At 36.3% G+C, this 13,062-nt stretch carries 17 protein-coding genes; 3 read left to right on the top strand and 14 right to left on the bottom strand.

All coding sequences use genetic code 11. The features are described 5' to 3' along the window. The 11 genes from VLK81_RS02250 to VLK81_RS02200 all read right to left on the bottom strand — a co-directional run. Positions 1–336: MazG-like family protein (locus tag VLK81_RS02250; RefSeq protein ID WP_324618889.1), on the bottom strand; the 336-nt coding region annotated here is incomplete at its 3' end. Between the two features lie 12 nt (positions 337–348). After that, positions 349–1,587 carry a DEAD/DEAH box helicase gene (locus VLK81_RS02245; RefSeq protein ID WP_324618888.1) on the bottom strand — a complete coding sequence of 413 codons (1,239 nt, stop codon included), beginning with the start codon at positions 1,585–1,587 and terminating at the stop codon, positions 349–351. Positions 1,588–1,739: 152 nt separating this feature from the next. Next, the gene (locus VLK81_RS02240) at positions 1,740–2,210 is read right to left on the bottom strand and encodes an HNH endonuclease signature motif containing protein (protein WP_324618887.1); all 471 of its coding nucleotides are present in this window, start codon (positions 2,208–2,210) and stop codon (positions 1,740–1,742) included. Beyond that, positions 2,203–2,490, bottom strand: a complete 288-nt coding sequence (locus VLK81_RS02235) for a VRR-NUC domain-containing protein (RefSeq protein ID WP_324618886.1) — start codon at positions 2,488–2,490, stop codon at positions 2,203–2,205. Before VLK81_RS02235 ends, VLK81_RS02240 begins: the two co-directional genes overlap by 8 nt. 298 nt (positions 2,491–2,788) lie before the next feature. Beyond that, positions 2,789–5,236: a virulence-associated E family protein gene (locus VLK81_RS02230; RefSeq protein ID WP_324618885.1), complete on the bottom strand. Its 2,448-nt coding sequence runs from the start codon at positions 5,234–5,236 to the stop codon at positions 2,789–2,791. A 5-nt stretch (positions 5,237–5,241) separates the two neighbouring features. Next, positions 5,242–7,221, bottom strand: a complete 1,980-nt coding sequence (locus VLK81_RS02225; protein ID WP_324618884.1) for a DNA polymerase — start codon at positions 7,219–7,221, stop codon at positions 5,242–5,244. Between the two features lie 47 nt (positions 7,222–7,268). Beyond that, entirely contained in the window at positions 7,269–7,865 is a 597-nt protein-coding gene (locus VLK81_RS02220; RefSeq protein WP_324618883.1) for a DUF2815 family protein, read from the bottom strand. Positions 7,866–7,878: 13 nt separating this feature from the next. After that, a complete protein-coding gene (locus tag VLK81_RS02215) occupies positions 7,879–9,042 on the bottom strand; it encodes a DUF2800 domain-containing protein (RefSeq protein WP_324618882.1) in 1,164 nt (387 codons plus the stop codon). Then, positions 9,042–9,383, bottom strand: coding sequence for a hypothetical protein (locus VLK81_RS02210; RefSeq protein WP_324618881.1), 342 nt, complete (start codon positions 9,381–9,383; stop codon positions 9,042–9,044). Before VLK81_RS02210 ends, VLK81_RS02215 begins: the two co-directional genes overlap by 1 nt. A 198-nt stretch (positions 9,384–9,581) precedes the next feature. After that, complete coding sequence (locus VLK81_RS02205; RefSeq protein ID WP_324618880.1) at positions 9,582–9,791, bottom strand: helix-turn-helix transcriptional regulator; 210 nt, start codon at positions 9,789–9,791, stop codon at positions 9,582–9,584. Between the two features lie 13 nt (positions 9,792–9,804). Further along, on the bottom strand, positions 9,805–10,041 hold the full coding sequence (locus VLK81_RS02200; RefSeq protein ID WP_324618879.1) for a hypothetical protein: 237 nt from the start codon (positions 10,039–10,041) through the stop codon (positions 9,805–9,807). A 58-nt stretch (positions 10,042–10,099) separates the two neighbouring features. Between VLK81_RS02200 and VLK81_RS02195 the strand changes: the two genes are divergently transcribed. Then, positions 10,100–10,405 (top strand): hypothetical protein, encoded by a 306-nt coding sequence (locus VLK81_RS02195; protein ID WP_324618878.1) that lies wholly within the window; start codon positions 10,100–10,102, stop codon positions 10,403–10,405. A 116-nt stretch (positions 10,406–10,521) separates the two neighbouring features. Here the strand turns inward: VLK81_RS02195 and VLK81_RS02190 are convergent, their stop codons facing one another. From VLK81_RS02190 to VLK81_RS02180, 3 genes are read right to left on the bottom strand one after another with little or no spacing between them, the layout of a single operon-like run. Continuing rightward, positions 10,522–10,803 carry a hypothetical protein gene (locus VLK81_RS02190; protein WP_324618877.1) on the bottom strand — a complete coding sequence of 94 codons (282 nt, stop codon included), beginning with the start codon at positions 10,801–10,803 and terminating at the stop codon, positions 10,522–10,524. A gap of 23 nt (positions 10,804–10,826) precedes the next feature. Further along, positions 10,827–11,006 carry a hypothetical protein gene (locus VLK81_RS02185; RefSeq protein ID WP_324618876.1) on the bottom strand — a complete coding sequence of 60 codons (180 nt, stop codon included), beginning with the start codon at positions 11,004–11,006 and terminating at the stop codon, positions 10,827–10,829. A gap of 46 nt (positions 11,007–11,052) precedes the next feature. Further along, entirely contained in the window at positions 11,053–11,250 is a 198-nt protein-coding gene (locus VLK81_RS02180; RefSeq protein WP_324618875.1) for a DUF739 family protein, read from the bottom strand. Positions 11,251–11,388: 138 nt separating this feature from the next. Between VLK81_RS02180 and lexA the strand changes: the two genes are divergently transcribed. Next, on the top strand, positions 11,389–12,018 hold the full coding sequence (lexA, locus tag VLK81_RS02175) for a transcriptional repressor LexA (protein WP_324618874.1): 630 nt from the start codon (positions 11,389–11,391) through the stop codon (positions 12,016–12,018). Between the two features lie 10 nt (positions 12,019–12,028). Beyond that, complete coding sequence (locus VLK81_RS02170) at positions 12,029–13,045, top strand: exonuclease domain-containing protein (protein ID WP_324618873.1); 1,017 nt, start codon at positions 12,029–12,031, stop codon at positions 13,043–13,045. Positions 13,046–13,062: the final 17 nt, after the last annotated feature.

Here is a 13,062-nt window from a genome sequence, read left to right as displayed (position 1 = left end):
AAAAGTCCCGTCGATAGTCTTTCCCTCCCTAAGCTTGATCTTATCGTAGGCAAGCTCCAAACACTTAACGGGATCTAAATTTAATTGCCTACACAAAATAATAAGACTTACAAAAACGTCTCCCATCTCAAGCATTAAATTATGCCTTGCAAACTCCTTATACTCACTAGTAACCTCTGGATCCTTATTAATCTCTTTATTTTCAACCATCTCTACCTTAAACTCAAAAACCTCTTCCATAAACTTCATAAACTGCTTTTCTGCATTTTCTTCGTGTAAAAGATCCTTATCCATGGCCCAATCTAAAACTTTTTCTCGTAAATCTTCAAACTTCATATCAATCTCCCCTTAAATTTCACTCTTAATTCTTTTAATTCTTGCCTTTAAAGACTCAAGCACATAATTTTGTGAATCCTCTTTTCTTCTCAAAGCTTCCATCACATCCTCGTCTCTTGTCCCTTTAGTCACTAGATGATGGACTATAACAGAACTCTTTTGTCCTTGCCTGTGTAATCTCTTATTCGCCTGAATATATAGTTCATAGTTCCAATTAAGACCAAACCATATTACGTGGTGGCCACCTTGTTGTAAGTTAAGTCCGTAAGCAGAACTTGCCGGATGCGTAAGTAACACGTTTATTTTTCCTTCATTCCAATCCTTCTGGTCCTCTGGCCCTTCAAGTTTTCTAAAACTTAATTTTGTTTTACCTAAAACTTTTATAAGTCTATCAAGATCATGTTTGAAATTATAAAATACTAAAACATTTTGCCCTTGAAGCTGTTCAAGTGTCTCCATAAAAGCCTCTATCTTACAGTCGTGTATTTCATGATAATTCTTATCCTCATCATAAACCGCCCCATTTGCAAGTTGTAAAAGCTTAGTAGAAAGTGCCGCTGCACTTGTTGCATCAATCTCTTCAGCATTCTCAAGTTCCAAGACTGCATCCCTTTCCATAGTGGAATAGGCTTTTTGTGCCTTTGCATCAAGTTTTACAGGAATTATATTCTCCACACATTCAGGAAGTTCCAGGTAGTCCTCCGCCTTCATAGAAACACAAACATCACTAATTCTTTGTAGTATTTCTTCCTTTGCAAAATCCCTCGGCTTATAGCTATATCCCATATAGTCCCCCTCAAAGAATGACCCCCTATAGCTATAAAAAGATTTTCCAAGCCTTTCTCCTCCGTCAAGTAAATAAACTTGGCTCCATAAATCAAGTAAACTATTTGGGCTTGGCGTACCTGTAAGACCTACCACCCTTTTTATATGCGGCTTAACTGCTGCAAGTGCCTTAAATCTTTTTGAACTGTGATTTTTAAAGCTTGAAAACTCATCACAAATCACAAAATCAAATGGCCAAGAATTTTTATAATAGTCGACTAACCACACCACATTGTCACGATTGATAATATAAATATCTGCTGGCGTGTTTAATGCCTTTATCCTTTGACTTTTAGACCCAAGAACAGTTGAATATCTAAGAATTCTAAGTTCTGGCCACTTATTAATCTCATTTTGCCAGGTAGCTTCCGACACCTTCTTAGGTGCTATAACTAAAACCTTATTAACTTCAAACCTGTTATACATAAGATCCTTAATAGCAGTTAAAGATATTAAAGTCTTACCTAGACCGACCCATGTCTAAAAAAAGTCCGATTGAATCATTATCAATTATTTTATCCATACAATATTTTTGGTATTCGTGAAGTCTCAGTTCATTTTTTAAACACATTTTGGCATCACCTCCTATTTTTATATTTCTCATCGTTCTCTAAGTGCCATTTAATGTGTTCTGATTGACTATCAAAAATCATTAAATTGTCAATAGAATTATTTCGTTTATCCCCATCAATATGATGAACTACTTCGCCTTTTTTCAAAGCCCTTCCTAAAATCCTTTCAGCTACTATTCGATGTTCATGTCTACCGAATATCTTTTTATAAGACTTTCCTTCTCCTGAACCTAATCTGGCATCTCTCAATTTCATCTTTACAGAAAAATCATTAATAACTGGATGTGTAGGATTATTTTTTAAATTGTATTCACTTAAATGCGGATGCTTAATATAGCCATCAGGATTATGCTTCTTACTTAGAAATTTACTCCTACATTCGTTACAGCAAAAAATGTGTTTGTTATTTTTAACACTGCTTTCATACCTTAGTACTTCTTTATTACACCAAGTGAAATTATACTTCTTTTTAGGCATGGTTAACCCCCTTTAGAATATTTATAAATTTTCTTACATCTTCCATTCCATATAAAACAAAAACTTTCTGGCCAAGATCACTTAATTTTTTAATCTGCCTTTTTTGAATAGGAGAAAGCCTGCCTTTTTCAGTTTTAAGCTCTACAAAATAGACCCTACCTGGAAGAATAACTATCCTATCAGGCACACCTGAATTACCAGGACTTACGAATTTATAGCATATCCCACCTAATTTTTTTATCTCATCTTTTAAAAATTTCTCTACCTGTTTTTCAAACATTCCCCACCTGCTTTTAAAAATTTTCTAAGGGTGGCAACCAACTTCCCCATACGCGTATAGTTAACCCTAAAATATAGATAATATAGATAATATAGACCCTATTATTAGCCTATATTATCCTATATACTCTATATTTTTACACTCATATAGAATAAGGTATTAGATAGTTTACGTTATGCTTATAACCTTGTAATTTACAGCGTTTAGGTGTAAACCAAGTTGTCATTAGTTGGTTTACACCCCTCTTGAGACGTAAACCAACTGTAAACCATCTTTTTTTAACTTGGTTTACACCAAATTAATAATTCTGCTTGTTTTTATAATCCGAAATATTATATATTTTCTTTTTCTCAAACCCTTTTTGAGCTCCATAAACACCATAACGCCTAACGTTTTTATTCCTTTTCCAGCCCTTTAATGCCGTCAAGATACCCACAATTTCATTACTGTCCCTTCTTTTCAAATACTTCATATCCCCACCAAATAAGACCTGCCAAACCTCAGCTACGCACACCTTCTCACGCTCCACAAGTCCCACTTCATCAGACCCCAAAAAACGATTATTGTAAAAGGCCCTTTGGTCTTGAACTGCCATCTCATACCAGTTCTCTGGAATCTTCCTTTCCAGAAACTCCACAATAGCTCCCTCCTTAGGATCTATCTCACGATAATCTTCCTGCATTTTCTCCGCCAGGCCTTCAGCCTCCTCTGAAAGCATCAAAGGCTCGCCCAGCATGTAGTAAAAGTAGGCTTCAGCCCATATCTGATCAACTTCCATATCCAAATCTTTAAAAATATCTTTTCTCTTTGGATTCTCTCCAACACGAACTGGCCAAAACCTCCTTGACCCTGTAGGATCCTTTAAAAAGCTTTCAGAGTTCGTACTTCCAAAAAATACACAACGTCTTGGGTACTTCTGAACCCTCTTTCCATAGGCTTCTCTATAAATATCGTGGGTCTTAGAAAGAAACTGCTTTATAGTTTCATCTTCAGCCTTAGTCATAGCAGACAACTCTCCAACTTCAATTATTAAAGTTCCTTGAAGTAATTCTGCCGCTTCCTTGCCCTCAAAAGTATATAGGGAGTCATTAAACCACTCGCCCCCAAGCTTAGCCAGAAAAGTACTCTTACCAATTCCTTGCGGTCCAGAAAAAACAACCATATTATCAAACTTAACACCGTTTGGAGAAATCGCCCTGGCAATAGCAGCAGCCAAAGCTTTTTTTATAATCTCTCTAGTATATAAATTGTCCTCCGCCCCAAGATAATCAGCGAGTAAAGTCTCGACCCTTTCCTTGCCGTCCCAGGAAAGACTATCCAGGTAATCCTTAACTGCATTTCTCCTATTATTAAAAGCTACAACCTTTATCGCATTTTCAATCTTATCCCTACCAGTAATTCCATATTCCTTTTCAAGCCTCAAAGTAAGCTGGGCATCATCAAAATCCCCCCACAGCCTAGATCCACTTCCATCTTCCCACGGTAAAGGTAGGTCAACCATACCCCTATTTCCAAACTCATCAAAAAATATCTTACCCTTGAAATTAGGGTCATTCTCCAGGATTAAACAGATATTAGAAATAGTCTTCTCACACTTGCCCTGGTTATCATAAGTTAAAATCTCCCTCCAGGAATCATCAGTGTCCTCTTCCAAATTCTCCTGGCCAAGAGCATCAAAAAAAGTCTTTGACTCCTCCTGCCTTTCCTTATTAAGTAAAGCAGTAACATTTACATCAGCCCTAGCAAGTTCCTTCATGGCACTTGTAGAGGGTAGGGTCGCAACAGGAGTTCCTTCTGCTGCATCAATGTCAAGGTTCCCAAACTTATGCAGTCTTATAAGGTCCCAGGAGTTTACAAGCTGTCCACCACACGGATCAGTAGCATGGTGAGAATATAAAAACTTTCCATTCTCATATACAATAGCCCCACCTGTTGTACTACCGCCCATATAAGTAAACCTGTTGTCTTCTCCAGTACTGTCATAAGCCTTTGGGATAAACTCATCCATGGCAGAATATATATCATAAGTCCTACAAAAAGCCCCGATAATCCCATTTTTACTAGTGGGGTCTTGCTGCCTTGTAATAAGCTTTCTATGAGAAACCTCACTCCCTGGAACCTGTGGCCATGATGAAATATCCTTCCAGTCATCATATTTATTTAAAATCCCATCTGCAGAAAGAAGTGGCTTATCCTCATACTTAAAAACATACTCACTATCACAGCTACAACTAGGCCAGTACATTAATCTTGATGCTTCAAAAGTAGTCGGGTCTGCCATCTCAATACCAATAGTCTTTGCCATAAACCTTGCAATAGGCTCATACTCATCAGGGCTTACAGACCTGTCAGTCGGTAGAATTATCCTAAGTCTTGGCTTATATGATGCGTGCTTCCTTGTAGAATAAATTACATAAGAACAACCTAAAGTCATTACCCTTTTAATTACTTCTGAAGTCCCGCCAGAGATTATATTGTCAAAGTCTAATGTAATTAAATCTCTAAACTCTACCGAGTCACTTTTACGTCTAAGGCCTTTAAGAGAACCCCCAACAAAGCCCCCAATGTCCTTTAATTCGTCTTGTTTTGTCTTAGACATCTTAAGATACGTCTCAAGAGTTTCCGTTGACCTAATAGGCTTTTTAAGCCTCCCAATAAAGTCACTGAAATTTAGTTCCTGTCTTTGCCAGTTAATTGACTTTCTACTAGCCCCGACAGATATTACAATTTTTCTATCATTAATCATCTACATCAATCCTTCATATAGAACCCACTTTCAAAGCCTGCACCCTTAAGAATAAGACCAGGTGCCCAAGCTATAGGCTCTGCCATAACGCTATTCACCTCATCAACACTTACGCAACTTCTAGCTTCCAGTACAACCTCATCATGTATATGCATAACTACAGGGTCATCTGGATATCTTTCATCAAGCTTTAAAAGAAGTTCTGCCAGGCAGTCTCTAGCTATGGCCTGAACCACATTTTCCGTAAGCTTGCCCCCATAAGTCGACTCAGATTTAAACTTTCTATTAGTCCCAATCCCCATAAAATGAACCGCCATCTTACCAAATTGATTTTCTTTTAGTGTCGGCTCTGGATAATAAAGGGCCCTTCCAGATGGAAGCTTAATTCTTAAAAAACTATGACCATAAATAATATCCTTTACATACTCAATCTCAAGGCACCTTACCCTTTGGACCTCCATGGTCTCAACCGCATCAACACAAGCTCTTTCAAGCTCATACCATAGACTAACAATATTTTTATTTGCGGCTCTCCACCTGTCTTTTATATCTTCCATCTCTTCCATGGAAAGACCCATCCTATCAGCCCCCATAGCAACTAGTGCACTAACTCCGCCTTGATATCCCAGAGCAAGAGTTGCGACTTTGCCCTTTTGTCTTAGAGAATATTCAGGATTACCCTTTACAATCTTTTCAATAGGAACTCCAAACATCTGACTAGCAGTAGCCTCATAAATCTTTCCATGAGTGGCAAAAACTTCCTCTACCCACTTTTCTCCAGCAAGCCAAGCAATAACTCTAGCTTCAATCGCCGAATAGTCAGAGACAATAAATTTTTTATCCCCTTCAGGAATAAATGCAGTTCTTATAAGCTGGCTTATAGTGTCCGTCACATCTCCAAATAATAACTTCAGAAGCTCTTTGTCTTCTTCCTTAGTTAGCTCCCTTGCAAGCTCGAGATTTTTAATATAATTTCTAGGAAGATTTTGAACCTGAACAAGCCTACCTGCCCAGCGTCCAGTCCTATTTGCACCATATACTTGGAGTATTCCCCTAACTCTGTGATCAGTACAAGCACAATTTTTCATTGAGTCGTATTTTTTAACTGAAGTCTTAGAAAGCTCCTGCCTAAGTTCCAGGAACTCCCTTACTTCCTCTTTCAAATCTTCCCTTTCAAGAAGTTCACTCACCGTGACCTTTCTCACATTGTCAACTTCTGGATAATACTTTTGTAACCAAGGCAAGATTTGAGCAACAGAGTTTGGATTATCAAGTCCGGATATCTCCCTTGCCCTGTTTTCTTGTTCAAGAGTCAAGATATCGTTTATATGAATTGCCCCAAGGGCCAAGTCAAAGTCAACTAAAATACCACGAGCGTTCATAGCATCAGAAAGTGCCCAAATTTTATGTTCCCTTTCAGGAACTTCAAAAGGCTCAAGCCTCTTATAAATTTCCATTTCAGTAACAACATCCTGCTTACAATACTCTTTAAAAAGCTCCCACTTCTCCAGGTCATGAGTAGGTAGGTTTCTTGTTCTTTCTCCATTTGCTTTCGTAGGCTTACAAGGTACACAAAAATATCTTATTAAAGCCTTACCAGTTCTTAATTTCTTTTGGTCCTCATCTAAATTTAAAGCCTCTCCTATCGCTGCAAGACCAGCAGGATATCCCAGATACATACCATGGAGCATAGAGCACCTCCAGGACATCCTACGGCCTACATCAAATCCATAATTCTTTAAACAGTTATACTCAAAACTTGCATTATATGCGTGCTTAATTACCGAGTCATCAGCAAGGGCAGATAGCACTATAAGAGGAATTTCTTCACCACTCGCTAAATCCACAATCTGAACTTCTCCAAAATCAATAGAGTAGGCAAATAATAAAACCTCAAAGCTTTCATCCATAGAGTACTTAAAAAGTCCACTAGTCGATATATCAACGTCACTATAGGTTTCAATATCAATCGATAAATCTTTCAAAACTATGCCTCCTTTTTAAAAAAGGGGCATCTCTGCCCCTACGTATCCTACATTCCTAAAGGTAGACCAGTTAATGGATCCACTTCCTCCATTGGAGTAAAATCAGAATCATCTGAAGAACCCTCCACAGTACTAAATGCGTCATTTGCATTAAATGAAAATCCTAAAGGTTCATCATCCTTAACCTTTTGGACCCCATTAAGACCAAAACCAATCCCCTTACTTTGATTATTGTATGCGTAAATGCTAATTGCCACATGACCCCAACAGCCACTATATACATCAGTTTGGTTCATAACAGGCTGAACCCTTTGGTCTACTACAGATGGTGGATAGCTTTCATTTGCACTTGCAGTAAATACCCAGTTGCCCTTACACTCTGGCCCAAACTCAGCCCCAGTACTTGTTACACCGTCTCCGTCATGTACTGGAATCTTAGGTTTAGCAATCCCCTTTAAAACAGTGTCCTTACTTTCTTGGTACACATCCCCTATAGCCTTCATAAGTGCGTCATACCCAGCCTTGTCACTCTTTGGAAGTAGGCAAGTTACAGAATACTTCTTTGTGCCTTGAGGAGTTTCTCTCGGCTGAAAAACACTAACGTATGATAATCTCACTAAATTTGTTGTAAATTGTTTTGACATAATAATTTCCCCCCTAAATATTTTCTAAATTTTCAAATCCCAGATCCTTAACATAAGGATCTCTTTTATCACTTTCAGGAACAAGAGTAGGCTTGCCCTGCGGTTTAATAATTTCAGATCCTACTACACTTTCAAACTCCTTCTTACCAACAAGCTTTTCAAGCTTCGATAAAGAAAGAGGTTTTCTTTCATAAAGAATAGCTTCATCATAGCCTGCACCTTCAAGAAGGCTCATAGCCTTGTCCGTATCTTTAAACTTTCTAATAGACCTACCTTCAACAGCCTTGTAACCTGGTATCTCTTCGCCCTTTAAGATACTTGAAAGAGCTTCCTCTTCTAAATCATTTATCCAGTCAATAAGACCTGTAGTCTCCTTAAGATACCTTCCTATATCCTCATTTGAGATAAGGCCAATATCACTATCCATAATAGGCTTTAACTTCTGGACAGCCTTAAACATTTCCCTTGCCCTTTCAGGACACCTACTCTTAGCCTTGCAAAACCTACAGTGATCACCAAGATTAAACTCATCACAGCCGTTATATGCTTTTTTGGCAATAACTTTTACCCCCTCGCCCCAAGCTAAGAGGTCAGATAAAACCATAGAGTAGCTATCTGTATTATCAACTCTTGGCTGTACGATATGCATAGTTACAGTCTCAATATTATAAATATCTCCATAAGAGTTATAAGCACCAAGAGCATATAGCATAAGTTGACTATTACCCACAGGACTAACAGGAACGCCTTTGCCATACTTTAAGTCAATAATGTGCATGTCAGTTCCAAAAATCATAATACAGTCGCAAGTCCCAAAACCTTCAGGAACCCAATTGGAAAAATCAACACGTTCCTCTACACTTACATATGGAAGGTCTTTAAAAGATAGGGAAAGACCCCTCACATAATTAAAATAATCATCAGTATAATTTTCCATTTCCTTAGAATAAAATTCACTTTGTTTAAAGCCCTCATAAGACTTTTTAAGTTTCTTTTTATCCAAATCAGGCATAAAGAACTCCTTTAACTTAAGCTCTCCAATCGAGTGGGCCAAAGTACCCTCCAAGGCATAAGGAGAAGTAGTATCTGGAAACTCCTCCTCTAGCCTTACAGACCCTGGGCAGTTAAGCCACCTGCTAGAACCCGATGCAGATAGCCTCGCATGAACTTCTGGCATTAAATAACACCCCCAGCTTCACGAATCTTTAAAGCAAGGTCATTATACCTATCTTCAGGAATATCAGTTATGGCAGCAGCTCCAAAAGAATTTATTATATCCTTTAGCTCATCCCTCTTACCTGCCCTTGCAAGCTCTGCAGCCGCCTTTTGTAGCTGCGGGAAAGTGTAGGCAGTTTCACTTGTAGGTACGGCTACAGCCTTTTTATTATCTTCAATCTCCTTTAAAACATCCTTACAATCTATAGCCTTTGTGACACTCTCGCCCTTAAAATCCTTGCCCTTTAAAAATTCAACAACTTCCCTTTCATTCTCGAAAGTAAACTCTAACTTAATTGTCATATCTCTCCCCCTTTTAATTAATTTTATATACTGCATAAACAATCCATACCAGTTTTAAAATGAAGTGCATAGCCGTAATAGATAAGACCATACCTAGAACAATTCCCAAAACCTCAATCAAATTTACGATAAATTCATGGATCCTATGCCTTCTTCTTTTAACCTTTCTTCTTTTAGCACAATCCCTATAAGATTCCATCATCCAATATCAGCTCCCACATTATCTTCCAGCCACTTATCTAGCTTAGAAACAACAACCCTAGCCCTATTTCCTACATACAAGACTGGAAAATCTGGCTTTCTTATAAGTTCCCTGGCTGTGTTTGTTCCAATACCTAGGACTTGGCATAATTCCTTAGTATCGATTAAAAGCTTGTCCTTAGGTTTTAAAACTAACTTATCTTCCATACCTCTACCTCCTCTAGCAATTAACTCTCCTGTCCGCATAAATACATGGCAAAGACCAGTAGCCATCTAAAAACACACACTCAGAGCCTTTATAATAATTTTTGATCCTTCTCCTAAAAATTCTTTTAGTATTGATCTCTAAATAACAAGGACTAGTAAACCTATAAGAAATCTCTTTTTCAGTCCTCTTCAAAACCTCAATTTCAACCCCATCATCACGATAAACCCCGCCAGCTTCAAATTTTTCCAATATGTTTCTCCCTTCTTATTTTTTTATTTGATATAATCTCCTTAAAGGAGGTGATTATATGAGCAGTACAATAAAACCAACAAAAACATTCCAGGAAACTTTAAAATATCTTGGCAAAGATTTCTCATCAAAAGTTATTGATGGAGAGCTTTGTGGATACTATAAAATTAATGACTACTACGACATTGAGATTTCTGGAATGAATAACAACCGTGTTAAAAATCTCAATTTTACAATCTATGTCTGGAACATTAAAAACGGCATGTACATTAAAGAACAAAAAACCGTTCATTCACTATCAGAACTTAAGAGATCCCTTGATTCTTTAATAGAGCACTACTCAAACGAACCTGATCAACAATAAAAACTACATCCTCTCGAGATAAATTTTTTTCAACAAATAACCTTTCAAATTTATCTCGATTTTCTTTTGTATCATCTTTTAGCTCAAATCTTCTGTATTCCATAACTTCCCCCCCTTTACTTTTCCAACTTCTTCATAATTTCCTTGTATTTTTCAATTACAGTTTTTGGTATTGAAATATAGCCTTTTAAAAATTCTTCTTCACTTATAGTTTTAAATGAATCGAGTAAAAATAAATCAATCAGCATTATTTTAGGTGTGTCTTCATACCATCTAAGACAATAATCAATATCGCCATCGTCATCTGTAAGTTTTAGAAATAAAAATCTTCCAAGGGCATAGCGGTATCCCTCTTTAAACCCTAACTCCAATAATTCTTCTCTTTTTAAATCTCTCATATTTACACTCCTTTTTTACTCACCTATTCAACAATTTCAATATGCTTTATAGCAAAAGCAAGAAGCTCACAAGTAATAGTCTTAGTAGATATATTTGCCTCCTCTGCAAGAGCCTTAACAGAACCCGCAATATCTTCAGGAACCCATAAAGCTTCCTTAGCAGGCCCCCAATTCTTTACTTTCTTAAAAACTAACTTTTCCATACCTCTACCTCCTAAAATTTTTATTTATTGTTACTTATTAGTTAACTTATTCTGCAAAAAAAATTTCTGTTGGATCTTCAATTTTTAATATAGCAATCATTTTATATATTTCATCTGAGTTAAAAACCCCCTTAGCTAACTTTCTAGATAGCGTTACATCAGTTATACCAAGCTCTTTAGCTATATCTTGTTGGGTGTATCCCTGTTCTACAAAACGTGCTTTTAATTTGTTTATCTTTATCATTATTTTTATATCCCTCCTTTCTGTTAACTATAAGGTAACACATAAAATGTTAATTGTCAAGTAATTTTTTATAAAAATTTATTAATTTGTGTTGTTTATTAAGTAACTTTATGATACACTTATTATAGGAGGTGGATTATGATTATTACTATTGGTGATAGGATAAATAAAAAAAGGTTAGAAAAGGGAATGACTTTAGAAGAATTAGGCAAAAAGGTTGGCGTTAGCAAAGTGACAATTCACAAGTACGAGTCTAAGGTTATAACGAATATTCCATCAGACAGAATAGAAGCCATGGCCAAAGCCTTAGACGTATCCCCAGCCTACCTAATGGGATGGGATGATGAAAAAGATTTAAGTGACATTCCTGGAATCATCCTCCCAGAAAAATTAAAAAAGATTCCCATTTTAGGAGTTATAGCCTGTGGAGAGCCAATCTTCGCAGAAGAAAACTATGACGGCTACTTTATGCTAGATCAAAACCTACCCCAAGCAGATTTTATCCTAAAAGCAAAAGGAGATTCTATGATTGATATGGGTATTCACGAAGGCGACCTTGTTTTTCTAAGACAACAGCCAATGGTTGAAAATGGCGAAGTTGGGGCAGTCCTTATAGATAACGAAGCGACACTCAAAAAAATTTATATAAATGAGCACGAAATAATTTTACAACCCTGCAATAGGAATTACCCGCCTATAGTAGTAAAAACTGGCGATATAAAGATAATGGGAAAATTAGTTGGATATTATCACAATACGGATAAGTAGGAGGTAAAACATGAAAATAAAAAAATTATATTTAATTATAAGTTTCGTCCTATCTTTGATACTTTTTAATTTTAATGAAGATTTTGGTACAGGTATCTTTTTAATATTTATAATTTTAGCAGTTATTTACTACAAGCAAAATAAAAAAATAAAACCTAAAGTAACAACCTATCCAAAAGATTTTACAATAATTGACGTTGAAACCACTGGACTAAGAGCTTTTACAAGTGAAATCATAGAATTTGCAGCAATTAAGGTAAGAGACTTAGAGATTGTGGACGAATTTTCCACACTATGCAACCCTGTAGAGCCAATAGAAAACTCACACATTCACGGGATTAAAGACGAAGACGTAAAAGATTATGAATATTTTAGTGGATATATCCCTGAAATATTAAAATTTATTGGAGACGACACGGTCACTGCGTACAATGCACCTTTTGATATAGAATTTGTAAATTCTTATTTATCTAAGGACCTAAAAAATCAAATCTTCGATGTCTTACAATTTGCAAGAAACTATGATCATAGGTCTTCATTTAAACTAGAAAACATTAAAAAAGACCTTAAAATTGAGACAAAGTCTCACAGGGCTTTAGATGATTGTAAAACCACCTTAGAATATTATAAATATTTGATAACAAACAACCCAAAGCTAGAAGTGAATTATATAACTTGTTTAACCACTGACCCAAGAATTAAGCCAAAAAGAAATACCACTTATATTAAGTGGTTAAAAGAAAATTATAAACCAATAGAAACTAAAACAAATAATTACGACCTGTTTAATGATAAAAATTTTTGCTTTAGTGGAATTTTCAAAAAACTTGATATCTCAAATCTATACAAAGAGATATTAAATTGTGAAGGAAATCTGCAAGAAAGAACGACTTTAAATACTGATTATCTTATAGTTGGTGATTATGTAGATACTACTCAAAACCATAAAAAAGGTATAGATTACAGTAGTAGAGAAAACAATATAAAAATTCTCACAGAAGATGAATTTTTAGATCTAATTAAATAACCCCACCAAAATATCAT

Source organism: Citroniella saccharovorans, assembly GCF_035481615.1.
Classification (GTDB): Bacteria; Bacillota; Clostridia; order Tissierellales; family Peptoniphilaceae; genus Citroniella; species Citroniella saccharovorans.
This window is presented reverse-complemented; position numbering and strand designations above follow the sequence as displayed.